32 protein-coding genes and 1 tRNA gene are annotated in these 24,246 nt (G+C 35.7%); 29 read left to right on the top strand and 4 right to left on the bottom strand.

Annotated features, from left to right (window positions below; all coding sequences use genetic code 11):
* The first annotated feature begins 328 nt into the window (after window positions 1-328).
* The 5 genes from rplU to ACN1AG_RS01955 all read left to right on the top strand — a co-directional run bounded on the left by rplU (window position 329) and on the right by ACN1AG_RS01955 (window position 3,348).
* Complete coding sequence (gene rplU, locus ACN1AG_RS01975; RefSeq protein WP_341753929.1) at window positions 329-646, top strand: 50S ribosomal protein L21; 318 nt, start codon at window positions 329-331, stop codon at window positions 644-646.
* A gap of 24 nt (window positions 647-670) precedes the next feature.
* Window positions 671-916: a 50S ribosomal protein L27 gene (gene rpmA / locus ACN1AG_RS01970; RefSeq protein WP_417905295.1), complete on the top strand. Its 246-nt coding sequence runs from the start codon at window positions 671-673 to the stop codon at window positions 914-916.
* A gap of 281 nt (window positions 917-1,197) precedes the next feature.
* On the top strand, window positions 1,198-2,418 hold the full coding sequence (locus tag ACN1AG_RS01965) for an aspartate kinase (protein WP_417905294.1): 1,221 nt from the start codon (window positions 1,198-1,200) through the stop codon (window positions 2,416-2,418).
* 8 nt (window positions 2,419-2,426) lie between these two features.
* Window positions 2,427-3,026 carry a phosphatidylglycerophosphatase A gene (locus ACN1AG_RS01960; protein WP_417905293.1) on the top strand — a complete coding sequence of 200 codons (600 nt, stop codon included), beginning with the start codon at window positions 2,427-2,429 and terminating at the stop codon, window positions 3,024-3,026.
* Window positions 3,027-3,271: 245 nt separating this feature from the next.
* Window positions 3,272-3,348 (top strand) — tRNA-Arg (locus ACN1AG_RS01955).
* Here the strand turns inward: ACN1AG_RS01955 and ACN1AG_RS01950 are convergent.
* The 4 genes from ACN1AG_RS01950 to ACN1AG_RS01935 all read right to left on the bottom strand — a co-directional run bounded on the left by ACN1AG_RS01950 (window position 3,319) and on the right by ACN1AG_RS01935 (window position 5,591).
* Entirely contained in the window at window positions 3,319-4,875 is a 1,557-nt protein-coding gene (locus ACN1AG_RS01950; protein WP_417905292.1) for a recombinase family protein, read from the bottom strand. The two genes, ACN1AG_RS01955 and ACN1AG_RS01950, sit on opposite strands and share 30 nt — an antisense overlap.
* 84 nt (window positions 4,876-4,959) lie before the next feature.
* Window positions 4,960-5,160 (bottom strand): hypothetical protein, encoded by a 201-nt coding sequence (locus ACN1AG_RS01945; RefSeq protein ID WP_417905291.1) that lies wholly within the window; start codon window positions 5,158-5,160, stop codon window positions 4,960-4,962.
* Window positions 5,161-5,170: 10 nt separating this feature from the next.
* Window positions 5,171-5,359, bottom strand: a complete 189-nt coding sequence (locus ACN1AG_RS01940; protein ID WP_417905290.1) for a hypothetical protein — start codon at window positions 5,357-5,359, stop codon at window positions 5,171-5,173.
* Window positions 5,343-5,591, bottom strand: coding sequence for a hypothetical protein (locus tag ACN1AG_RS01935; protein ID WP_341757964.1), 249 nt, complete (start codon window positions 5,589-5,591; stop codon window positions 5,343-5,345). The genes ACN1AG_RS01940 and ACN1AG_RS01935 overlap by 17 nt, the downstream gene beginning before the upstream one ends.
* 324 nt (window positions 5,592-5,915) lie before the next feature.
* Here ACN1AG_RS01935 and ACN1AG_RS01930 point away from each other — a divergent pair, with 324 nt between their 5' ends.
* The 24 genes from ACN1AG_RS01930 to ACN1AG_RS01815 all read left to right on the top strand — a co-directional run bounded on the left by ACN1AG_RS01930 (window position 5,916) and on the right by ACN1AG_RS01815 (window position 24,238).
* Entirely contained in the window at window positions 5,916-6,389 is a 474-nt protein-coding gene (locus tag ACN1AG_RS01930) for a hypothetical protein (protein ID WP_417905289.1), read from the top strand.
* Window positions 6,386-7,207 (top strand): ATP-binding protein, encoded by an 822-nt coding sequence (locus tag ACN1AG_RS01925; protein ID WP_417905288.1) that lies wholly within the window; start codon window positions 6,386-6,388, stop codon window positions 7,205-7,207. The genes ACN1AG_RS01930 and ACN1AG_RS01925 overlap by 4 nt, the downstream gene beginning before the upstream one ends.
* A gap of 2 nt (window positions 7,208-7,209) precedes the next feature.
* Window positions 7,210-7,746 carry a hypothetical protein gene (locus ACN1AG_RS01920; RefSeq protein ID WP_417905287.1) on the top strand — a complete coding sequence of 179 codons (537 nt, stop codon included), beginning with the start codon at window positions 7,210-7,212 and terminating at the stop codon, window positions 7,744-7,746.
* A gap of 2 nt (window positions 7,747-7,748) precedes the next feature.
* Window positions 7,749-8,519 carry a hypothetical protein gene (locus tag ACN1AG_RS01915; protein ID WP_417905286.1) on the top strand — a complete coding sequence of 257 codons (771 nt, stop codon included), beginning with the start codon at window positions 7,749-7,751 and terminating at the stop codon, window positions 8,517-8,519.
* Between the two features lie 8 nt (window positions 8,520-8,527).
* Window positions 8,528-9,175, top strand: coding sequence for a hypothetical protein (locus ACN1AG_RS01910; RefSeq protein WP_417905285.1), 648 nt, complete (start codon window positions 8,528-8,530; stop codon window positions 9,173-9,175).
* Between the two features lie 102 nt (window positions 9,176-9,277).
* On the top strand, window positions 9,278-10,933 hold the full coding sequence (locus tag ACN1AG_RS01905; RefSeq protein ID WP_417905284.1) for an AAA family ATPase: 1,656 nt from the start codon (window positions 9,278-9,280) through the stop codon (window positions 10,931-10,933).
* An 805-nt stretch (window positions 10,934-11,738) separates the two neighbouring features.
* The gene (locus ACN1AG_RS01900; RefSeq protein WP_417905283.1) at window positions 11,739-12,227 is read left to right on the top strand and encodes a hypothetical protein; all 489 of its coding nucleotides are present in this window, start codon (window positions 11,739-11,741) and stop codon (window positions 12,225-12,227) included.
* A gap of 396 nt (window positions 12,228-12,623) precedes the next feature.
* The gene (locus tag ACN1AG_RS01895; RefSeq protein WP_417905282.1) at window positions 12,624-13,067 is read left to right on the top strand and encodes a hypothetical protein; all 444 of its coding nucleotides are present in this window, start codon (window positions 12,624-12,626) and stop codon (window positions 13,065-13,067) included.
* A gap of 20 nt (window positions 13,068-13,087) precedes the next feature.
* Window positions 13,088-13,672, top strand: a complete 585-nt coding sequence (locus ACN1AG_RS01890) for a hypothetical protein (protein WP_417905281.1) — start codon at window positions 13,088-13,090, stop codon at window positions 13,670-13,672.
* Between the two features lie 314 nt (window positions 13,673-13,986).
* Window positions 13,987-14,226 (top strand): type II toxin-antitoxin system Phd/YefM family antitoxin, encoded by a 240-nt coding sequence (locus ACN1AG_RS01885; RefSeq protein ID WP_417905280.1) that lies wholly within the window; start codon window positions 13,987-13,989, stop codon window positions 14,224-14,226.
* The gene (locus ACN1AG_RS01880) at window positions 14,223-14,600 is read left to right on the top strand and encodes a type II toxin-antitoxin system VapC family toxin (protein ID WP_417905279.1); all 378 of its coding nucleotides are present in this window, start codon (window positions 14,223-14,225) and stop codon (window positions 14,598-14,600) included. The genes ACN1AG_RS01885 and ACN1AG_RS01880 overlap by 4 nt, the downstream gene beginning before the upstream one ends.
* Before the next feature lie 56 nt (window positions 14,601-14,656).
* Window positions 14,657-15,121 (top strand): hypothetical protein, encoded by a 465-nt coding sequence (locus ACN1AG_RS01875; RefSeq protein WP_417905278.1) that lies wholly within the window; start codon window positions 14,657-14,659, stop codon window positions 15,119-15,121.
* A 33-nt stretch (window positions 15,122-15,154) separates the two neighbouring features.
* On the top strand, window positions 15,155-16,096 hold the full coding sequence (locus tag ACN1AG_RS01870) for a phage terminase large subunit family protein (protein ID WP_417905277.1): 942 nt from the start codon (window positions 15,155-15,157) through the stop codon (window positions 16,094-16,096).
* A 185-nt stretch (window positions 16,097-16,281) separates the two neighbouring features.
* Window positions 16,282-16,641 carry a hypothetical protein gene (locus ACN1AG_RS01865; protein WP_417905276.1) on the top strand — a complete coding sequence of 120 codons (360 nt, stop codon included), beginning with the start codon at window positions 16,282-16,284 and terminating at the stop codon, window positions 16,639-16,641.
* A gap of 71 nt (window positions 16,642-16,712) precedes the next feature.
* Window positions 16,713-16,967: a type II toxin-antitoxin system Phd/YefM family antitoxin gene (locus ACN1AG_RS01860; protein WP_341754388.1), complete on the top strand. Its 255-nt coding sequence runs from the start codon at window positions 16,713-16,715 to the stop codon at window positions 16,965-16,967.
* Window positions 16,968-16,980: 13 nt separating this feature from the next.
* Window positions 16,981-17,274, top strand: coding sequence for a type II toxin-antitoxin system RelE family toxin (locus tag ACN1AG_RS01855; RefSeq protein WP_410520702.1), 294 nt, complete (start codon window positions 16,981-16,983; stop codon window positions 17,272-17,274).
* A 6-nt stretch (window positions 17,275-17,280) separates the two neighbouring features.
* Window positions 17,281-17,889, top strand: coding sequence for a DUF2460 domain-containing protein (locus ACN1AG_RS01850; RefSeq protein WP_417905275.1), 609 nt, complete (start codon window positions 17,281-17,283; stop codon window positions 17,887-17,889).
* The gene (locus ACN1AG_RS01845; RefSeq protein WP_417905274.1) at window positions 17,886-18,743 is read left to right on the top strand and encodes a DUF2163 domain-containing protein; all 858 of its coding nucleotides are present in this window, start codon (window positions 17,886-17,888) and stop codon (window positions 18,741-18,743) included. Before ACN1AG_RS01850 ends, ACN1AG_RS01845 begins: the two co-directional genes overlap by 4 nt.
* Window positions 18,744-18,749: 6 nt before the next feature.
* On the top strand, window positions 18,750-19,211 hold the full coding sequence (locus ACN1AG_RS01840; RefSeq protein WP_417905273.1) for an NlpC/P60 family protein: 462 nt from the start codon (window positions 18,750-18,752) through the stop codon (window positions 19,209-19,211).
* The gene (locus ACN1AG_RS01835; RefSeq protein WP_417905272.1) at window positions 19,208-19,432 is read left to right on the top strand and encodes a hypothetical protein; all 225 of its coding nucleotides are present in this window, start codon (window positions 19,208-19,210) and stop codon (window positions 19,430-19,432) included. Before ACN1AG_RS01840 ends, ACN1AG_RS01835 begins: the two co-directional genes overlap by 4 nt.
* A gap of 164 nt (window positions 19,433-19,596) precedes the next feature.
* Complete coding sequence (locus ACN1AG_RS01830; RefSeq protein ID WP_417905271.1) at window positions 19,597-23,046, top strand: baseplate multidomain protein megatron; 3,450 nt, start codon at window positions 19,597-19,599, stop codon at window positions 23,044-23,046.
* Window positions 23,047-23,326: 280 nt separating this feature from the next.
* On the top strand, window positions 23,327-23,662 hold the full coding sequence (locus ACN1AG_RS01825) for a DUF2793 domain-containing protein (protein ID WP_417905270.1): 336 nt from the start codon (window positions 23,327-23,329) through the stop codon (window positions 23,660-23,662).
* A 74-nt stretch (window positions 23,663-23,736) separates the two neighbouring features.
* A complete protein-coding gene (locus tag ACN1AG_RS01820; RefSeq protein ID WP_417905269.1) occupies window positions 23,737-23,940 on the top strand; it encodes a hypothetical protein in 204 nt (67 codons plus the stop codon).
* Window positions 23,941-23,947: 7 nt separating this feature from the next.
* Window positions 23,948-24,238: a hypothetical protein gene (locus ACN1AG_RS01815; protein WP_417905268.1), complete on the top strand. Its 291-nt coding sequence runs from the start codon at window positions 23,948-23,950 to the stop codon at window positions 24,236-24,238.
* Window positions 24,239-24,246: the final 8 nt, after the last annotated feature.

Here is a 24,246-nt window from a genome sequence, read left to right as displayed (position 1 = left end):
GGGGTCTAAAAAAGTCTCACAAACCCTCTCGGTCTATTTTTCTAGATTCCGCACCGAAGCAGGAATGACATAGACCCTACACAGGGATGACAACAAAACTACTACAACTATTAGGCATTCTAACACATAGTTTATATCACATAGTTACTAATCATGTCAACAATACAAGGACATAATAATGATTAAAAACTGTGTTATTATCAATAAAATATGAACTATCTTTTATTTATAGCATTATCGATTTAATTACGAATTGCTATTGACTAAAATAGTTGCTGGTAATATAATGTCGACTTAATTTGTTTAAATTTTAGTTAGGATATTTTTCATGTTCGCAATCGTCAAATCAGGCGGGAAACAGTATAAAGTCGGCAGAAACAGTGTCATCAAAGTAGAAAAAATTGACGGTGAAAGAGGTGCAAAAATCCAATTTGACCAAATATTGATGATTGGTGAAGATTCAAAGCCATCTTTTATAGGTACGCCAATGGTTAAAGGAGCTCTTGTTACTGCTGAAATTACTAACCAGTTTAAAGATAATAAGGTTATTGTCTTTAAGAAAAAACGTCGTCAGAATTATCGTCGCAAGACTGGTCATAGACAGGAATTGACCGAACTGAAAATATTAGACATTACTAAACTATAATAGGATTTATTTAAGGATATATAGATGGCAACTAAAAAAGCTGGTGGTAGTTCTAGAAACGGCAGAGATTCAGCCGGTCGTAGGTTGGGTCTCAAAAAATATGATGGACAATATGTGATACCAGGTAACATTATTGTTAGACAACGTGGCACTAAATTTTACCCAGGTAAAAATGTTGGACTTGGTAGAGATCATACGTTATTTGCCTTGATTGCAGGCAAAGTAGAATTTTCTAGTAAGAGAAACCATAAAATAGTCAATATTGTGTAGTTATGATGTTATTTTTGCCTGCGGATGTCATCCTCACCTACGATGTCATTCCTGCGTAGGCAGGAATCTAGAACAATAGACCAAGAGGGTTTGTTAGACTTTTTTAGACCCCTGCCTACGCAGGGGTGACATTGTGGTGAATAGGAGTGACATCGTAAGAGAAGCAGGGGTTGTAAGATCGTATTTGGATTCCCGCCTACGCGGCAATGACATACTAGTAATCTACGCAGAGATGACATTGAAGCCACAGGAATGACATAGAAAATTACGCTTTCAGATTTATGTCAATAATAGTTCAAAAATTTGGTGGAACTTCCGTTGCTAACATTGCAAGAATAAAAGAAATTATTCCAATTATTAAGCTTGAAAAGCAGCATGGCAATCAAGTAATAATTGTCGTCTCAGCTATGGCTGGGGTTACCAACCAGCTAGTTACTCTATGTAATGAAGTTTCTAGTCTTAAGACTAATTCAGAACTCGCAGAATATGATGCCGCTCTTTGTAGCGGGGAGATGGTAACAGCATCTTTACTAGCCCTTAAACTACAAGAACAAGGCATGAATGCAAGATCTGTGCTGGCATGGCAATTACCGATCTTAACCAATGATAATTATAGCAAAGCTTTGGTTGAACAACTCTCTACTAGTTTATTAATAGAATGTATTAAGCAAAACATCATCCCAATAGTTGCTGGATTCCAAGGTGTCACTAATCATAATAGGTTGACAACGCTTGGTCGAGGAGGATCAGATACTACCGCCTCTTTAATTGCAGCTGCTATGAAAGCTGATAGATGTGATATATACACTGATGTGGAAGGAGTGTTTACTGCCGATCCTCGAATTGTCCCGGGAGCAACAAAATTATCACAGATTAGTTTCGAAGAAATGCTGGAATTTACATCTTGTGGGGCTAAAGTGCTGCATCCACGTTCCTTAGAGGTTGCTATTAGATATAATGTACCCATACGCGTTTTATCATCGTTTTTACTCCCATTATACCACGAAAAAAACGGTACACTAATAACATCTAGAGATAAAATTATGGAAAATAGGCAAATTACTGGTATTACTTCCAACAAAAATTTATTACAACTAGTGGTATCCTCCCAATTGAGTTTTTCCAAGATATGCAACCTCATCGCTGACCATAATATTCACCTAGAATTAATGGAAAATATTGAGGAAAATATACAATATAGTTTCATTATCCAACTATCCGATAAAAATAAATTACAACATTTACTAGATGATCTAAAAAATACTAATCAAATAAATAATTTTATCATTGACAGTCAAATTTCTATAGTATCAATTATTGGTTATGGTATTAAAAATGATCAAACCCTACTTGGTATGGTATTAAATGAACTAGAAAAAGAAAATATATCAGTGAAAAAGATACAAATCTCAGAAATTAAAATTTCTATCCTAATAAAAGACCTAGATACCGAAAAAACAATACGTTGCTTGCATCAATTATTTGAATTATCAGAAAATTAAGCAGAATTATGTCTAAAAGAAAAAAATTTGTAGAACTTTTTGTAACTTTTTTCTATATAGGTAGAATAAAATACTGTCCTGGTACATTTGGGTCTTTAGCTGCTTTCCCTTTGTGCTACTTGATCGTATATCTTTCTATAACTAATCAACTAATTTTTTCATTTACTAATTTCACAACTTTACAAGCACAATTTATTACTCTCTTTATTATTACTCTTTTGATTTGCCTGTTGTTATTTATATTAGGCACATACTTCTCTTCAATATACATACAATATGGTACACAGGACGATCCAAAAGAAGTGGTGATTGATGAGGTAGTTGGTCAAATGCTAACAATAATACTAAGTTGTTTTTCTGTGGTTTTCGTAAACTACTCAGGACTTACAAAATATTTAAGTTCACAAATAATAAATTTTATCTTTTTATTTGCTTTGCCCTTAGTGTTGTTTAGATTTTTTGATATAATAAAACCATGGCCAATAAATTGGCTCGATTCTAATATCAAAGGGGGTATTGGTATTATGGTAGATGACATTGCAGCAGCAATTTTTGCTTCAGTCATGCATTATGCTATCACTTTTACTTTAATAAATTGGTTTGGCTAAATAATATTTTAATTAGGCTGTTCTAGGTTTGGAAACTTATGATCTTGACATAATAGGAGTTTAGGGATATATTATACTCTTTCTAAAAATTTCACCATTTTCAACTTTAAAATGCTATCTAGGATTCAAGTATACTCGAATGATCCTACGAATTGAAAATGAATTAGGGACACACGCAGCGTACTTTGGTACGTGAATCCAATAATATCTCAAAAAGCAATTCTTTAAGCAGAAGAGTATATAAGGCACCCGTAGCTCAATTGGATAGAGTATATGACTACGGATCATAGGGTTAGGGGTTCGACTCCTCTCGGGTGCGCCATTCTCCGATTTCAGTGCATTTTACGAATGCGTCAAACGGTGGACGTAGCATAAAGTCTAGCTTTCCGTCTTTTAATTTTAGGTTACCAAACACTAAATTTATCAATTTACGTTTTCTCTCAATAGTAGAACCTTTGAAGGCTACGAACGCTCCGGAAGCCAGTTCTACTAGGTTAATCAGGAGTTCTGAAAATTTATCATCAGCATTTGTATGATTCTCTATTTCTCTAATAATATCTTTACGTTTTTGTATTAACTGTTTATGTTTCTCTTCATAAGTATTTTTGTCAATATCACCATCTAAAAATAAATCAGTCAATTTATCCGCACGTGTCGTAATTTTCGCATGTTCACAATTAAGTTCCTTAATACGTTGTTGATAATATTCTTGCTCCGCATTGACACCGCTTTTAATATGTGATATCACATCAACTAACATCTGTGGTTTCAAATGCATAGATTCAAAGACTTTTTCTACTTCTTCTAATATTTCTTCTTCTTTTATGTATATTATCTTATTAGAGTTAGTGGAATCCCAAGTTCGTAAATATGTCCATTCTCCAATCTGACCATTAATGTAGGTTTTCTTTTTAGTAGCAGCAGTGACTATTCGACCAGTAGTAGCACATTTTATTAACCCCCTAAATATATACTCTTTTTCTCCATATTTAAACGGTTTCTTATTCCAACCAAGGCGTACTGCTTGACAAACATCAAATAACTCCTTACTAATGATTGGTGGATAAATATGCGGGTATTCTTTATTAGTTTTTAGTACTCGCATTACTCCGTAATAAAATGGATTTGTAATAATAGCATAAAGATGAGAATGACACAAATAACCTTGATGACCTCTAGAATTACGCAGCCCCCATTCTTTGGTTTTCTCTAGTATTTCGGGAAGAGTATGACTACCTGCAGCATATGTTTCAAATATTTTTTTTATTAAATGTGAGCGTTCATGATCAACTATTATTTTTCCCTTACCTCGATCGTTACTATTACCACTTTTTACATGCAAGTAACCAATGGGAGCAGTGCTTATCCACTCTCCTTGACGTAGTTTTTGAGCTATACTGCGGTTTACGTTATCTCTAAGACTGTCAACGAAATTTTGAGCCATCATTACAAACATATTCCATACCATCCTATCTTGCGAAGTAGAATGCTTATGGATGATACAATTTTCCGTGTAAAAATGTAGTTCGATTTTTGCTCTTTCAATTAGATCATTTAGTAGAGGTGTTTCTTTATAGCTACGTTGTAATCGATCAACTTTATCTGCAACTACTGCTATAATTTCTTTTTGTTTTTTAGCAAAGTATATAGCTTCCTGAAACTTTTTACGATTACCTACTGTTGACGACTCCGAGAATTCAAATATCTTTAGAATTTCTAAACCTTTACGCAGACAATATTCTTGCAATCGGTATTTCTGTGCTTCAATAGAGTAGCCATCTTCTTGTTCTTTTGTTGAAACGCGAGCAAGTAAAATAGCTTTAACAGCTTTTAATGGTTTTTCTATCATATTTTCTATCTCCAATTACATATAGTTGTTTTAACAGAAGATTTAACTTAAACTCTCTTAATAGTCAATTTATTTTATCTTATTCTACTTTTGATTAAAATGAAGCAAGATTTTGACAAATTCTATTAAATTTCTAGCTGCCGTATGTGCTTCAACGTCGGATAATTTGCCGTTATATTCTGCTCTGATACCATTAACTATCGATTCATATAATTCATCTTTACTCCTTTTATCTTGTTTGATATGTGAGTGTTGTTTGTATGCTGTCGTTGGTTTTTTGTCCATTATTCTTTCCTTAATTATATTTCGATATAAATTGCTTAAAGCGTAAATATGGCATGCCTCCTCCTTCAAATCGCTTTAGCTTGAAAGTGACTGTACCAAAGGTAATACGACCTGTTGGATATCGTATTGCCCAGCCTAGGGTCGTGCCAAGGTCAAGTGCTAGGATAGTTTGAAGTTTACGTTTAATACCGGTAGTCATCTTGTTTTAATTCCTTTAATAATTCTTGTTCAAGAAATTCATCTGTAGCTCCGTAAAAATCATTTGGTGTTACAGCTCCTCGAGTAGTTATAAAAATCTTCATCATAATTTTTTCTCTTGGAATAGCTGCTTCATAAAGATATTTGTAAATATGGGTATGAGTTGTTTCAAATAAGCGAGCAGCTGCAGTAGGCTTTATTTTATTTACTGACATCCAAGTTGAAAGTTTCATAATCTTCTTAATTTTAATTGTAGGTTATAAAACCTAGCTAACTGTCATGTATAGAAAAATATTTTTTGTTAAATCAAAGGTTCTACATAGGAGTTTTAGAAATGTACTGAGTCATGGACTGATTTCTAATTATGGGTACTGTAATCTAAAATTATAAATCTGTGGAAAAATGTTATTTTAAATAACTAAATTAAAGAGCTTTTTGCTTGATCTATGCTAGATATCCGGTTTAAACAAGTTATTTTTAATAACTTAAGGTTGCAAAAATTGAAATTTCAAGGAATCCTATTAAGGGCATTTTATATTTCAAATAGGAGATTAATGATGAATAAAGATAACGTTTTACACGTACCAATTGGCTCGCTGGCAAAATACCAAATACAAGATTTGTACCAGTTATTGCAGCAAGTATCAGACCAACTTGAGCAAGCAAAAAAAACTAGAGAATGGCTTTTGTCTGCCATTAGCTTAAAGTATGGGGAACATGTTAGAGCTAAAAGGCTACGACTTGAGAAGGATACGGGCGTTATACATCTTGAGGATAATGGCTTTAAGATTAGTTGTGATGTTGTTAAGAAGGTTGAATGGGATCAGCACAAGTTGGCAAAGATTGTTACTGATATCTTAATTAACGGAGGGAATTTAAGTGACTTCATTGAAACCTACTACAATATCTCAGAGGCTAAGTATAACAGCTGGTCTAGCACAATTAAGAACATTTTTGAACCTGCTCGAACTTTAAAGCTGGGTAAGCCGATTTATAAACTAAACAGACTGGATCAGGAGGTAGCATTATGAGCAAGCTGCCTATTATCAGTGCCGATGAACGCTTAGCTGAAACAAGAGGTATTAAGGGATGTATTTTTGGTGGTTACGGAGTAGGTAAAACCAGTTTACTTTGGACGCTGCCAAAAAATAACACTTTATTCCTTGACCTAGAGGCAGGTGATTTAGCAGTAGAAGGTTGGCAAGGAGATACTATTAGACCGCGTACTTGGCAAGAATGTCGAGACCTTGCAGTGTTTATTGGTGGTGCTAATCCGGCTATTCGTGATGGTTTTGTTTACAGTAATGCTCATTATCAAGATGTTTGCAAACGCTTTGGGGAAGCTGCAATGCTGGATAAATATCAGACTATCTTTATTGATTCCATTACTGTTGCAGGTCGCTTGTGTTTACAATGGTGTAAGGGGCAGCCACAGGTAATTAGCGATAAAACCGGTAAAGAAGATATGCGTTCAGCCTATGGGTTGCATGGACAAGAAATGATTAGCTGGCTTACTACTTTACAACATAGCAGAAGTAAGAATGTATGGCTTGTTGGAATTTTAGAGGAAAAATTTGATGATTTAAACCGCAAAAATTTTGCCCTGCAAATAGATGGTAGCAAAACGGCAAATGAGCTACCGGGCATAGTTGATCAGGTCATTACTATGGCAGAGCTTAAAGCACAAGATAACTCAACTTACCGAGCTTTTATTAACCATACCAACAATCCATATGGTTATCCCGCCAAAGACCGATCAGGCAAATTAGCAATGATCGAACCAGCTGACCTTGGCAAATTAATGGAAAAAATTAAATCAGCAACAAGAATAACAACAGGAGGAAAATAATTATGAGCTTTTACGATTTCAATAATATTGAACAATTTAATTTTGAACTAATCCCAGCTGGGACTATAGCTAAGGTTGCTTTGCGAATTAAGATGGGCGGTTATGATGACCTAGAGCAAGGTTGGACTTTGGGTTATGCTACTCAGAATTTAGCAAGCAAGGCTGTTTACCTTAACTGTGCATTTACAATTTTACAAGGAAAATTAGACGAAAAATATATAGGTTACAAAATATGGCAGCTAATTGGTCTTTACAGTGAGAAGAATAATAATCTCTGGGGTGCTATGGGTCGCAGTTTTATCCGCTCTATCTTAAATTCAGCTAAAGGGTTTAGTGATAAGGATAATTGTGAAGCTGCACAAACTGCTAGAAAAATTAACAGTTTTGCTGACCTTAATGGACTGGAGTTTGTGGTTAAAATAGATGTTGAACAAGATCAGGAAGGTAATAAGAGAAACGTGATCAAATGTGCCATTGGTCTAGAGCATAAGGATTATGCTGCTGTAATGGGTCTTAGTAATATACCAAGTTGGGGCTGATTATGCTGGATTTTAATAGACCAATCAATACACCTGTCAGTAATACTATTAATGAGCAGTTGAATCTATTGCTGAACCAAGCATTAACATTAGAGAGAAAAACGTTGCCAAAACGTAAGTATTTAGGTGCTTCTAGCCTTGGTCATCCTTGTAGTAGAGCGTTGCAGTATGAATATCTTAGTGCTGTACATCATGAAACTTCAGGCTTTAGCGGTCAAACGCTTCGTATCTTTGAAGCCGGGCATTTGTTTGAAGAACTAGCGGCAAGATGGTTACGCCTAGCTGGATTTGAGCTAATTACTGTTGATGACAACGGTAAGCAATTTGGTTTTATGGTAGCTGATACTCGAATAGCTGGGCATATCGATGGGATTATTAAGACTGCTCCTAGTGGAATCAATATTACCTGTCCTGCCTTATGGGAAGCAAAATCAATGAACAATAGAGCGTGGAAGGAAACTGCAAAAAAAGGGCTAACCTTGTCTAAACCGCTTTATGCTGCTCAGATTGCTTTGTACCAAGCTTATATGACAGAGACTATTCCTAGTATTTCAAAGAATCCATGCTTGTTTACAGCTGTTAACAAAGATAATGCAGAAATTTACCACGAATTGATACCATTTGACGGGGAACTTGCTCAAAAAATGAGTGATAAGGCAGTAAATATTATCAGGGCTATAGAAGCTGATGAATTACTGCCAAGGGCTTTTACTAGCAAGGATTATTTCGAGTGTAAAATGTGCCATTACCAAAATAAATGTTGGGGTTCATAAAGAGAACTATGTTACAACCATCAAGAGATTATATAAAAACTTACTTTTACGTAGTATTTGGCTATTTAGAAGGTTTTATACCATTGAGGTCTTTTGCTGAAAAGGGCAATAACAACAGTCGACCACCAAGTAATATGTGGATAAAGGCTGATGATGAGGTGGTAGAACATGCTGCTAATTTTGCAAAGCTAGCTAATCAACGAAGCTCTGCTTTTTATGTTGTCCCCGGCACTGTTTCTAAAGCTGGAGTAGCTGGCAGTATTGATGTCATCCAAATGCAAACATTGCTTATTGACATTGATGAAGGCGATACTGAACGTAAACTAACGGATTTAACCGCAGCTTTAGGTGAGCCAACTATGGTTGTTGAGTCTGGAGGTACTACTGATTCAGGTCATGCCAAGCTACATATTTACTGGCAGTTAACCAAGGCAGTAATGGGCGATGATTTGCAGAAACTTCTAAAACTTAGATACCAAATTGCCCTAGCTTTCGGTGGTGACATGCATTTTAAATCAGCTCATCAACCAATTAGGGTTGCTGGCTCAGTTTACCATAAAGGGGGTCAGTATCATCTAGTTAAGATTAGGTCGTATAATCCAGTAGAATATGCAATAGAAGAGCTAATAACACGTGCTAACGTCAATTCGGGATAAGGATTAGTAAAAATGCTTTAGCTATAACTAATACAAGATTTTGGATATGTATAAATTGCATTTCTGTGAATTCATACATTAATTGCTCTTCGTAGTGTATATATGTCTGCTATTTTTACTAATCCTTATCCCGAATTAACGTGTGCTAGCTATCTTCCTACATTAAATAATAATATTGCTGTTAACGCTTTAAAACCATCAAATAATAATACATTGCCTTTTAATAGTTTACTAACCAATAAAGTCCATGAGGGAAGCAATGGTGAGCGTACTCGGTTTAACCATTTAAGCCGGGTAATTGGCTATTGGTTACGACGTTGTCATGATGGATTAATTAGTGAGGATGAGGCTATTGAGGAAATTCATAGCTATAACCTATCTAATGTAATCCCTTCTTGGTCTCTTGAAAAAATCAAACAGACGGTTAATGGTCTTTGGAAGTTGCATTTGCAAAAATACGGCGAACCGAAAAAGGTAAACTGTAAAGAAAATAGCAAATTGCCTATAATTAAAAGCTTTTCATTTAAGTCTCTTTTAGGGGACAAAAGTAGCCTACCTGAAGACATAATTGCCCCACGTATTTTAACACTAGGTGGCATGCTTGTGTTTGGTGGTTCACCTAAAGTTGGAAAAAGCGATTTTTTGTTGTCACTACTCGTACATATGGCAGCTGGTCGAGAATTTATTGGCTTTGTGCCACCAAGACCACTGAGGATTTTCTATTTTCAGGCAGAAATTGGTTATCATTATTTGCGGGAGCGTCTGCAAAATATGCAATTATCAGAAGAGTTGATTAATCTAGCTAAAGATAATTTATACATTACTCCAAATTCAAAGTTGAGTTTGGATGAAAAAACGATAGAGGCATTGGCTGAACACATAAAGCAGGTATTTCCTGATAAACTAGACATTATTGCAATTGATCCTATTCGTAATGTTTTTGATGGTGGCAGAAATGGAGCTACTGAAAATGACAATGATGCGATGTTATTTTTTCTGCAAAAGAGGATTGAGTTACTAAGAGATCAAGTAAATCTAGATGCTGGTATTATACTAGTGCATCACACTAAAAAAATCACTAAAACTCAGTTTGACGAAGATCCCTTTCAAGCTTTTAGCGGTGCTAGTAGTTTGCGTGGTTACTACACCGCTGGTACTTTGTTATATAAGCCTGATCTCGAAAGTAACGACCGCCACCTGATCTTTGAGTTGCGTAATGGCAGGGAAATACCAACTAAAATCATTTGTAAGAAAAATGGGCGATGGGTAGAAGAATCTATTGCAAATAATAAAAGAATAGCATTTAAAAAAAGTGGTTTGTTATTTGATAGAGAACGACAGAGAAGGGTTATGGTGATCCTCAATTTGCTTGAGTCTGAAGCTATCAAAGGCAAGTTTTATTTAATGAAGCAATTTGGTGAAAAGTTTCGTAATACTAATGATTTAGGAAATAAAAGAGCTATTTGTGATGATTGTTCTGCAGCTGCTACTAAAGGACTTATTAAGTTTTTTGATAATCCAAAAGATTATGGATTAAAACTTGTCAAAGAAGGGAAAGCAAATTTTGGTTTTATGTGTACTGAAGGGATGAGAATGTATTTAGGTGAATCTATAGATACCAACACTGGTGAAATATCCAAAAACTATAAAGCGATACTGCCCACACATTATAAACGTGACGGTGATGGCAAAAAAGATGAGGTACTTAATCCTAAAATTTGGCACATAGATTTAGAAGAAAGCATGAGGATTAAATGAAGATAAAATACGGAACAAACAATTGCCAAAAAACAAAAGTGCAATAAAGATGTAGAAATTTAAAGACGCAGCAAAAAATACTGCTCTTTTGGACTACCTGCAAACCCTTATATTACAAGGCTTTCATGGGATGTTAAAAGTGCAGTAAAGATGCAGTAAAAACGCACTGCTCTTTTGGAATATCTGCAAAACTTTTTAAAAGACTGGCTTGTATAGAATTTTTAAAGTGCAGCAAAGATGCAGAAATTTAAAGACGCAGCAAAAAAGTACTGCTCTTTTGGAAATACTGCAATTTTTTTTAAAGACTGGCTTGTAGAGAATTTTAAAAGTGCAGCAAAGATGTAGAAATTTAAAGACGTAGCAAAAAAGTACTGCATTTCTGGGCTGCCTGCAAAGGCTTATATTACAAGGCTTTCAAGTAATTTAAAAGTGCAGTAAAGAAGCACTGCTCTTTTGGAAAATACTGCAAACCCTTATACTATAAGGCTTTCAGGGGATAGCAAAAATGCATTTTAAAACGCAGCAAAGATGCAGTAAAAAAGCACTGCTCTTTTGGATTACCCGCAAACCCTTTTAGAAACTGGGATACAAGGCAGACCAAAAAAGCAGTACGCTTTTAAATAAAAATGCGTTTTTGGACTACCCGCAAGACCTTATACTACAAGCCTTTCAAGGTAGGTCAAAAAAGCAGGATTTTGTATATATATAAATATATATAGCAGACTTATAAAAAGTCTGCCGTAGATATATATTTTTGCTTCTGCTGGCAAAGTGGATCTGCAATAATTTTTACAAGGTAACAAACATGAAACACCATAAAACTGAAAGAACAGAATTAAACAAATTCGACAAAAGGCCAATAGCTAGGTTTTATCGCTGTTGGCTGGAGGATGAGGCAAATGGAGTAGCAGAAGGTAAGAGGCATGGGATCAACCATGAGCAGTTTAGGGCAGCTGATCGCCTAGCTTGTAATTACCAGAGAGTAATCATGGTTGGTGGTAGAGGTATAATCCAAATTGAGGCAAACAAAGACTTTAGCAAAATGCTGGGGTTTGAGATGCAAGTACAGGCAACTCGAGTTCATCAACGAATATTTGCTAAGCTTGGTAGGAAGTCACAGGAGATAGTTGAGCATTTTTGCCTACTGGAGTTGCCGTTGCGGCAATTTGAGCTAAAGCAAATACCACAGTGGCCTAAAGGTGCGGGCAGCACTAGATTACGTGAAGCACTAGATGATTTGATTGAGGTTTATCGGCAAGAGGGGCTAAAAAATTCTAGCAAAAATGTAATTTAAAGTAACATTTTTTGCCTTGAAAGCAGCATAACTCTAAGGGTGAGTAGTAACTTACAGTAACTTTTAGTTTTAGGCTATTGCAAGCTGGTAAACCTTAGGGTATAATGAAAGGCAAGAATGGGTGTAGTGGGTTTGGTAGCTTGGCATAAGGACAAAAGAGGAATATATGGCGGTAACAAGAGAAGAAGAAACAAAAAAGATGGCAAGAATTCTAGCAAAAATGTAATTTAAAGTAACATTTTTTGCCTTGAAAGCACTATAACTCTAAGGGTGAGCAGTAACTTACAGTAACTTTTAATTAAAAACTATTGCAAGTTAGTAAACCTTAGGATATAATAAAAGGCAAGAATGGGATAGTAGGTTTGGTAGCTTGGTGTAAGGGGAAAAGAGGAATAAATGGCAGTAACAAGAGAAGAAAAAACCAATAGCAAACTGCAGCAATTGTTAGCACCAGTAGCGATTAATGCAGATAAACTTGATGTAGAGGCAGTGGATGTATCAGGTTTTGAAAGTGGTATTTTTACGGTAATGGTAGGAGCGGCTAACGTGAATCCGAATGATGACAGGCATGTACAAATCAGGTTGCAACATTCAAACGACAATGTTAGTTTTACTGATTGCCTTGATACAGAGATTATAGGAGCTGTGCTTGGAGAGAATACTGGCACTTTTGCTTACCTTAAAACTAGACCTGATGAGACTACTGCTTTTATGGCAGGTTATATTGGTGATAAGAGGTTTGTAAGACCAGCAATTAAAGTAACAGGTGACCTTGGAGAGGGGGTTTTAATGGGTGTTGCTGCAATATTGCACGGTTCTAAATATCGTCCGGTAGCTTAAAAATTAGAAAGGTTGCAGTTATGAGTTTTACTATTGATGTGAGAAGTGATATAAACAGGATAGCCCGTTATATGGATAATATCGAGAAGAAACAGCTACCATTTGCAGTTAACTTGACTCTGAACAAAATAGCATTGCTTGTGCAAGAACAAATCTGCAAAAGAGTACCAATCATATTCAATAACAGCAAAAAATGGTGGGACAAACACCAAAGAACTGGTATCAAGGTGGCATTTGCTACTAAATATGCCTTAATATCTGCTGTGTACACTAAGGCTCATTTTGCCTACATTCAGGAAGAAGGTGGAATTAAAGTGCCATATCGTGGCAGTATGATTGCTGTACCAACCAGTAATGTACCAAAAAAACAAAGAAGTTCAAAAGCTTTGAGAGATCAACAGGGGAATAGAAGTATATTTAAACTTGGCAGATCTATTTATCGTAGGGTTAGTAGTCAAAGACTGGAAAAGCTATATAGCCTAACCCATGAAGCTCAAGTTAACCCAAGGTTTGGGTTTAAGGCTACAGCAGTTAATACTTTTAATAGCCGTTTTGATAAGGTGTTTACGACTTCTTTTAACTTTGCATTAGACACAGCAAAATAAAGGAGGCATAAGCAATTTAACAAATAGTATGAAAAACACGAAACGAAACAAGGTACTTTCTAGGCTTGTCGAACCTGGGTGACTGACCACCCCGACCCTTTCCTAGCGATAAAAATTTTTGGTATATTTCGTTTCTTTTAATTTAACAAAAGCTCTGTAACCCTTTAAATATAAGACTCTTACATTTAATGAGCTGTAGTAAAAAACGAAATTAAGTATAAACTTGTAAGCCATATATCTATTTTTAAACATTGTCTATACATATAATAAAATTTAGTTTAATCTTAATTTTTAAGAAGCATTAGAGAAAAGAAATGCAAATAGCAAGTATACATGAAGCAAAAATTCATTTTTCTGACTTAATCAAAAAAGCTCAAGAAGGAGAAGAAGTAATTATTTGCAAAGCAGGCAAACCAACAGTTAAAATAATAAAATATAATGCTGTATCAATTCCACGTAAAGCCGGAGCTTGGAAAGGAAAAATAAAAATTGCTAAAGATTTTGATCAATTGCCACAAAACTTATTGGCAAGTTTTATGGGGAAAGAGGAGTGAGTTATTTACTTGATACTCATACTTTATTGTGGTGGTTAGAAGACAACCCAACCTTAACAGTAGAATCTAGAAAAATTATTAGTAACCCTAATAACCTAATTTTTGTTAGTTCAGTAAATAGTTGGGAAATTACTATTAAAAAAGCTCTTGGCAAACTAGAAGCTCCCAATAACCTCGAACAAGTAATATTAGAGAGTGGTTTTTATCATTTGCCTATAAATATCAATCATACAATTTTTGTAGAAAAGTTAGAAAATTATCATGATGACCCTTTTGATAGACTCCTTATATCTCAGGCTATTATAGAAGGTTTGACTATAATTACTAGAGATAATAAAATAACTCAATATTCAGTTCCTATTATTATTGCATAAGTATGATAGTACTTCCGTATAATTTTAAGAATTGTTTTTGAAATAAACCAAGTTTAATGAATAACCATAAAGTATTAGACATTGCCAAAGCTTTGCAATTAAGTGAACGTAGAGTGCGTCAATTGGTTAAGGAAGCTATACTGCCTGCCCCAGTAGCTGGTAAGTATGATTTAGCTGACTGCATAAAGTCTTATGCACGATATCTTGAATCAAGACCAATTAGCAAAAATACCTCTGATAATTTAAACGCCCAAAAACTACGCTTACTCAAAGCTCAAGCAGATAAAGCAGAATTAGAAGTACAGATACTGGAAGGCAAATACTTAGCTAGCAGTGAGGTGGAACTTCATTGGTCTAATTTGATCATTGCCTTTAGAGCTAGGATGCTAAGCCTTCCAAACAATATAGCTCGGCAAATAATAGTACTTGATAATGATTTTGCGGCCATTGTGCATTGTTTAGAGGCGGAGATACATAAGGCACTTTTGGAACTCAGCAATTATGGGAGTGTTGCAAACTGATTCAAAAAATTTTCATCTTGCAACAATCCCATTATGCCAACAAGCCAAATAATTTGGAGTCAGATTACCAAGAAAATAGCCAAACTAGTAGCACCACCACCAAAGTTAAGCGTAAGTCAGTGGGCGGATAATTATCGTAAGCTGTCAAGTGAGTCCTCGGCTGAGCCGGGCAGTTGGCATACTAGTAAGACTCCGTATCAGCGTGAAATCATGGATGCAGTAAATGATCCAAAAATAGAGATGATCGTAGTAATGTCATCAGCACAAGTTGGTAAAACCGAAGTGATCAATAATATTGTTGGCTATCATATTCATCAAGACCCAGCACCAATGCTGATAGTGCAACCTACTGAAAAGCTAGCAGAAAGCTGGTCAACGGATCGTTTAACTCCTATGCTGCGTGATAGTGAGGTGTTTAAGAACTTAGTCAAAGACCCAAAAAGTAGAGATTCCGGCAATAAGATATTATACAAGCGTTTTCCGGGTGGACACATTACCATGGCTGGTAGTAATTCACCATCTTCACTGGCAAGCAGACCGGTTAGAATTGTGCTATGTGATGAGGTAGATCGTTATCCTGCTAGTAGTGGTTCAGAAGGAGATCCAGTTAATTTAGCCAAGAAAAGAGCCACAACTTTTTGGAACAGAAAAATTATTTTAACTTCCACCCCAACTATCAAATATTTTAGCAGAATAGAACTAGCTTATCTGCAAAGCGATCAAAGGCGTTATTATGTTCCATGTAAATTATGTGGTGAGTACCAAACTTTAAAATGGTCTCAAGTACGATGGCCTAAAGACAAACCTGAAGAAGCACATTATGTTTGTGAGGTAAATGGCTGCATTCTACATGATAATGATAAAATGTCGATGCTGCAGCGTGGCAAGTGGATATCTGAAGCTCAAGGAGAAAGTAACAATATTGCTGGTTTTCATCTAAGCGAAATCTATTCGCCTTACGTTAATTCGGGATAAGGATTAGTAAAAATAGCAGACATATATACACTACGAAGAGCAATTAATGTATGAATTCACAGAAATGCAATTTATACATATCCAAAATCTTGTATTAGTTATAGCTAAAGCATTTTTACTAATCCTTATCCCGAATTAACGTTTTTAGTGATTTTTTTAAACAACTGCAAGTTGATATATTAAAGATGACGCTTAAACAGGCTTTCTCTTGGGCTAGTGGTGGTACATTTGGTGAAATGTTTGGCGGCGGAAGAAGTTTAGGTGGGATAAGCTCCATTTTTGGAGGTTTGTTTGCAAGTGGTGGTACGGTAAAGCCCGGTAAAGCACATGTGGTTGGTGATGGTGGTGAGCCTGAGTTGTTTATTCCCAATAGTGTTGGTAGCATTGTACCCTTTAGCAAACTGGAGGCATCGGGTGCTAGCAACAACAATATTGTAGTTAACATGAATATTCAAACCCCGGATATTAGCTCATTTAACCAAAGCAGAAGTCAAATTGCCGCTGATATGGCAAGACAGATAGCAAGGAGTTCTAGAAATTTGTGACATATAACTTGACAAAAATTTGTACGTAACGTACATTTGGGTAGTAGATTAAAGAGGGTTACAATCCTACTATGAATTTTATTACCACTGTAGAAGCAAGAGAACATTTTTCTGAAGTACTGAATCGTAGTGCTTATGGGAAAGAAAGAATCATTTTTACAAGGCGAGGAAAAAAACTTGTTGCCATAATACCTATGGAAGATTTAAATTTGCTTGAAGCTCTTGAAGATAAATTAGATGTAGAGGATGCAAGAAAATCCCTAGAAGAAGCCAAGCAACGTGGCACTATATCTCTAGCTGACTTTAAGAAAAATGAAGATATTTAGAAGATATTAAATTGTGAGTGTTAAATACAATATCGAGCTAGCACCACTAGCTCAGAGACAACTCAAGAAATTACCAAGACAATTACAAAAGGACATTATCAAAAATCTCGAAAATCTAAACCCCAAAATACCTAATCTTGGAATAAAAAAATTAAGTGGGATGGATGATTTGTATAGATTAAGAGTTGGTGATTACAGAGTAATCTATAAAATTCAACATAACATCTTGCTTATTTTAGTTTTAAAAATAGGACATAGAAAAGATATATATAATAATCTTAACTCTCTGATTAACAAGCTAATTTAATCATTTATGTCTGTCTTTGCTGAGGTGCAATTTCCGCCTGAGATATCTTATGGTTCTAAGGGTGGTCCAATATTCTCAACTAATATAGTTACAACATTTAGTGGTCATGAGCAACGTAATATTAACTGGCAAATGGCAAGAAGCAGATATGATATTGGTAGTGGTATCAAGACGCAAGCCCAGTGGCAAGAGCTAATAAGTTTTTTTCGGGCAAGGCGTGGCAGAGCTATAGGTTTTCGTTATAAAGACTGGTCTGATTATCAAGGTATAAATCAGTTATTAGGCAAAGGGGATGGTCAAACAAAAAAATTCCAATTAGTTAAAAATTATATTAGTGGTGGCTATATTTATGCTAGAATTATAACTAAACCAGTAAAAAATAGTTTTTGCAAGATTTATCTTGATTCTTGTGTAGTGCAAACAGAAGAAATTGATATTGATTTTACCACTGGCTCAATTGTCTTTGCTCAACCTCCAAGAAGAGATGAAGAAATAAAGGCAGATTTTGAATTTGATGTACCAGTTAGGTTTGACACGGATCACCTTGATTTATCGATGGATAGTTTTGACATAGGCTCTTGGGGTAATATTCCTCTCATTGAAATTAGAGTATGAGAAATTTACCGCCAACATTAACTCATCACTTAAAATCTGAGGTGACAAGCCTTGCTACTTGCTGGAAAATTACTAGACTAGACAAAATAATTTTAGGATTTACTGATTATGACCAAAATTTACTGATTAATGATTTGCAATATGAGTCTATTGCCAGTTTTACTCCAAGCAATGTTGAGAGTAGCAGTAACATGGCAGTAGATAATCTTGATTTATCAGGGCAAATTTTTACCCCTAAAATAAATGCTAGCGATTTACTTGCTGGTAAATATGATTTTGCTGAAGTTGAAATATTTTTAGTAAATTATCAAGAGCCAAATAGTGGTAAGCTAATACAAAAGCGTGGAATATTAGGGGAAGTAACCTTAAATAGCAACATGTTTTGTGCTGAAATAAGAGGGCTTACACAATTCTTATCACAAACAATGTGTGACACTTATCTGCCTCATTGTCGAGCTAATCTTGGTGATACAAAATGCAAGTTTAACTTGCAACAGCTAGGATTTACTGTGGAAGAAACAGTATCGAGGGTGATTGACCAGCAAAGCTTCTTTGCTCAAAGCCTTAATCAGCCCAATGGCTGGTTTACTGGAGGTTACGTTATTTGGTATAGCGGTAGTAATCATGGACTAAAGATGGAAGTAAAAGATTTTGCTGATACAAAGATAATATTAGCTCTACCAATGCCTTTTGCTATTAGTGTATCTGATAAATTTGCTATTATTGTTGGTTGTGATAAAAGTAGTAAAACATGCATAGAAAAATTTCAAAATATTATCAATTTCCGTGGTGAACCTGATTTGCCCGGCATAGATAAACTGATGAGTACCGCTGGAACACGTAGAAGTAACTAAGTAATAATGATCAGCGGTAAAGATATAGTAACAAACGCCAGAACATGGCTTGGCACTAAGTATCATCACCAAGGTAGACTGAAGAAAAATTATGCCAGCAATGGTGGTGTTGATTGCATTGGGCTGATTATGGGAGTTGCTATGGAACTAAGGCTAGTTGGGGCAGATGGCAAACTATTAGCAGAATTTGATGAAACGAGCTATTCTCCTTATCCTGATGGGGTAAGATTAAAGCAGTTTCTAGATTTACATTTAAAAAACATTGATACCAACCAAATAAAACTAGGTGATGTGCTGTTGTTTAAGCTATTTAGCCAGCCCCAACATGTTGGTATAGCTAGCAACTATTTTAGTGGAGGTATAGGCATTATTCATTGTTATTCAGGTTCAGGCCAAGTAGTCGAACATTATTTATCAGCTGCATGGCAGAGAATGCTAGTTGGGATTTATAGGTTTAGCTACCAATGACCAATGCCATATTACCAGTAGCAGGAGCGGTAGGCGGCTTTTTCATTGGCGGACCTATTGGAGCGATTATGGGTGCTAATTTGGGTATGGCAGCCAATAATCTCTTTTTACCAAGAAAAAAGCAAAGTATTAAATTACCTACCCAAGAAGGGTCAAGGCTTAGTGACCTAAGGGTGCAGCTATCAAGTTACGGTGAAGTAATACACGTCAATTCGGGATAAGGATTAGTAAAAATGCTTTAGCTATAACTAATACAAGATTTTGGATATGTATAAATTGCATTTCTGTGAATTCATACATTAATTGCTCTTCGTAGTATATATATGTCTGCTATTTTTACTAATCCTTATCCCGAATTAACGTAATACCTAAAATATACGGCTCAATGAGGCTTGCTGGCAATATTATTTGGGCTACTGATATAAAAGAAGTGGCAACTGAGCATGAACATTCTGAAGGGCAAAACAGTGGTGGTAAAGGTGGAGGAGGCAGACAAACAGTTATTACTACTCAAAGCACCATCACTTATAGCTATTTTGTTAGCCTAGCAATTAGCATATGTGAAGGTGAAGTTAATGAAATTATTAGAATTTGGGCTGATAGCAAGTTGCTTACTGAAGATATCTTGAGAAGTAATCAGGGGAAATTTAACATTCATCTTGGTACTGAGGAACAAATGCCTGATGACATTATTGGTAAGTACAAATCTGCTCAAACATATCCAGCCTATAGAGGTTTATGCTATGTGGTAATAGAGGATTTTCCTCTTGAGCAGTTTGGCAATCGCATTCCGAATTTTACCTTTGAGGTTAAGCGTTTAGTTAAGTTTAAACCAGCAGTAGAGGACAAAATTAAAGAGGTAGTATTGATCCCGGGAGCTGGGGAATTTGTTTATGCTGATCAGATTTATACTAAACAAGATGGTATGAATATTGGCAATAGCTGGATGCCACTAAGGAACAAATACTATCTTAACATGCATAATTATGCAAACAAACCTAATATGTTTGTAGCACTGGAGCAAATGGCAAGGACTTTACCGAACCTTGAGTGGGTGGCATTAGTAGTAACTTGGTTTGCAACCTCTAGCAGAGCTATTGATTGTCGCATTGTACCCAAAGTAGAATATTATGGTGATAGCACAAAAATATTACCAACTGATTGGCAAGTAGCAGGAGTTGCTAGGTCGCAGGCTGAAGTAGTACTTTACATCAATGAATTTACTCCAACCTATGGTGGTACTCCTTCTGATGATAGCGTAGTAGCTATTTGTCAATATCTTAGAAAGTGTGGGTATAAAGTAATGTTTTATCCCATGCTCTTTGTAGATGAACTTGAGCCAAAGCCGAAACCTTGGAGAGGAAGGATAATAGCCACCAGCGTCAGTGAAATTGATAACTGGTTTAATAATCCGGTCTCAGGATATAATAGTTTTATTATGCATTATGCAGGTCTTATGGCTGGACAAGTTGATGCATTTATTATTGGCTCTGAAATGGTTAGCCTAACCTCCTTTACCGATAGAGCTGGATCATACCCAGCAGTTGAGCAATTTATTCAGCTAGCCTCTATGGTAAAAGCAAAATTAGGTAATACTCTAGTAACATATGCTGCTGATTGGACAGAATATCATCATACAAAAGGTGGTTGGTTTAATCTTGATCCACTGTGGGCTAGTCCAAACATTGATTTTGTTGGTATTGATGCCTATTTTCCGCTTACTGAAGACTTGCCACATTCTCAGATTACCGAAGAGCTTATTAAAAAAGGCTGGGAAAGTGGTGAAGGATGGGACTATTATTGGGACTGGCAAAGGAAGCAAAAACATTATTTTGCTGCTGAATCACCACAAACCCCTGATAAATATGCTTGGAAAAATTTACAACATTGGTGGACAACTGCACATCATAACCCGGATGGTGGAGCTACTAGCTGGCAGCCGAAGATGAAGCCTATATGGTTTACTGAATTTGGTTTTCCGTCAGTAGATGCTTGCACTAATCAGCCTAATGTATTTTATGACCCGACTTCCGTTGAGTCGTACTTTCCTAGAAATTCTAAAGGTAGAGTAAATTTTTTAGCTCAACGTCATGCACTAAATGCCACACTAGATTATCTAGCAGAACGTAATACTAAAGAAGGCTGTGAGCAACTGATACCAAAAAGATTTGTTTGGACTTATGACGCAAGACCTTTCCCTTTTTGGCCTGACTTTAAAAGCATATGGCAAGATGGAATATTATGGCCAACTGGTCACTGGATTAACGGTAAGCTGGGAGCTTCAAGCCTTGGGGCTATTGTTGCTGAAATTTTAGCAAGTGTTGGATTAAAGCCTACTGATTATGATGTATCTAGACTGACTCAAGATGTTTATGGCTATATTATCAATCAGCATATAACGGCAAGAGAAGCAATAGAACAACTGCAAAGTGCCTATTTTTTCGATGTAATAGAAAGTGATGGCATCCTTAAGTTTATGCTAAGACTTGAAGGTATGAGTGACATAGATATAGAAGAAGATAATTTAGTTACAGTAGGTACAGATACCAAAACTACTATAGAAATAAGCATTACTCAGGAATTAGAGCTACCACAAAAAGTAAGTGTTACTCATATTGACTGCCAACAAAATTATGATTTAGTCACTGTCCAATCACAACGGCAGGCAGTTCAAACCACAGAACAAGTAAATTTCTCATTACCAATAGTGTTAGATGATCAATCAGCCAAACAAATTGCTGATATTACCCTATACAATGCTTGGCAGGAGAGAATTAGTTACCAACTAACTTTGCCTCCCCAATATGGATTTTTAGAACCAACAGATATTATCAATGTTATCTGTAAAGCAGAAAATAATCAAGTGCAGCATCAGTTAAGGATTGTTAAAACCGATATGCAGCGTTCAGGGTTGATGAAGATTTTTGCTACTAGCTTTAGTATGGCGATGTATGACTTTCATAGCAACACAAATTATCTTACGTCAAATTATGAATTACCAAAACCATTAGCTGCAACTATCATGGAACTAATAGAGACGCCTACGCTGCCAACTGATGCTAAGACAAACCAACCAATGCTACGCATAGCCATAGTGCCTGATGGTAGCAACTGGCAAGGAACAGCTATATATAATAGTAGGGATGATGGTTACGATTACAAATTGCTAGCAACTACCACTGTACCCTCAGTTATGGGCGTGGTAACTAATCAGTTGTCTTTTGGATATACAGTAATTTTTGATTGTCATAACGAAATAATTGTACAATTGCTTTATGGATCATTATTAAGCATCAGCGAACTTGCGTTACTAAATGGTGCAAACGCCGCTCTAATAGGTGATGAGCTAGTACAATTCCAAAACGCTGAATTAATTGGTGACCATAAATATAAGTTAACAAAATTGTTGAGAGGTAGACAAGGAACAGAATGGGCTATTAATAAACACCAAATTGCAGATAAATTTGTTCTTCTAAATTCAGCAGTTATGGCAGTTAATCTAAATCATCACTTAATTGGTCGGAAGTTACTCTACAAACCTGTGTCAGTCGGTAGTTCATTTGGTGAAACTAATACTATAGAGAGCAAGTTTATGGCTAGAAATCTTAAACCTCTTGCACCAGTGCATACCAAGTCTGAAAAAGATAAGCAAGGTAACATTATTATCAGTTGGATTAGACGGAGTAGAATAGATAGTGATTGGCGTGATTATGTTGATGTACCACTTGGCGAAGAGTTTGAGAAATATCAGGTTGATATTAAAAGTGGTTCTAATGTTATTAGAACCCTTGAAGTCTCAAGCCCAAATGTTATATATAACGTTAATTCGGGATAAGGATTAGTAAAAATGCTTTAGCTATAACTAATACAAGATTTTGGATATGTATAAATTGCATTTCTGTGAATTCATACATTAATTGCTCTTCGTAGTGTATATATGTCTGCTATTTTTACTAATCCTTATCCCGAATTAACGTATATAGCAAACAAGCACAAACAGCTGATTTTGCCTATGCATCAGAACTACCGGTAAACTTAAACGCCAGCATTTACCAACTCTCCAGCCAAATCGGCAGAGGCTACGGGACAACTTTAACTTTGCTCTAAAAATTACTATGTCTTACACTTCTAGGTTAAAGTTACCCTATATCCATAGTGGGCAGGCACAAAAGGAGATTACTCATAACGAAGCACTAACTTTACTCGATATCCTCATTAATCCAGTGGTAGAAGCTACTCAAGTAACTATGCCGCCTCAAGATGCAACTGTTGGACAGTTGTACATAGTTAGTCAAAATCCTCAAGGTGAGTTTATCAGCCATGCAAACAAAATAGCCCAAAAGTTGGAGATTGGCTGGAAGTTTATTACTGCTCCTAAATGGCTGGAAGTAACACTTGATAGTAATGGCAGCAAATACCGCTTCGATGGAAATAGTTGGATAAAATCATAGTCCAAATTCCCAATCTAAATCTAACCTTCAACCAAAATTCTAATCTAAACAATAATAACTAATGAGAAATTATTATGAACATACTACAAGGTTTTAAAACTATTACCTTCAATATAGTCGCAATAGCAGCAAGTTGGCTTACTAGTGAGCATGCTATTGAAGTATCAGAAGATCATCAAACCGCAATTACTATCACAATTGTATCCCTTGTCAATATTGTCTTACGGTTTCTTACTAACACTCCTATAGGCGGTAGAAAAAACAAAAGTCAAAAATAAGATTCTCATGAGATTCACAGAAAAACGCATATGTGAAGCCCTAAGAAGAGAAATATTATTAAGTATAGAGGTACATCTTGAAAAAGCCATAGAGAAAGGTGTGATAAGTGCTTTAAAGTCCTTTGGTGCAGATATGGACAATCAACAAGAAGTACAATGCGATTTTCATTTTTTAAGGAAACTTCGCAAACGCTCAGAAGAATCAGGTCATATGTTGATACGGGCTGTAATTTCAGTAACCATAGGGACAGCAGCTGTAACCTTGTGGGAAGGTGTAAAGATAATCTTATTTAAATAAATAATAAT

Origin of the sequence: Candidatus Tisiphia endosymbiont of Micropterix aruncella (assembly GCF_965178575.1) — a bacterium.
In the GTDB taxonomy this organism is placed as follows: Bacteria; Pseudomonadota; Alphaproteobacteria; order Rickettsiales; family Rickettsiaceae; genus Tisiphia.
This window is presented reverse-complemented; position numbering and strand designations above follow the sequence as displayed.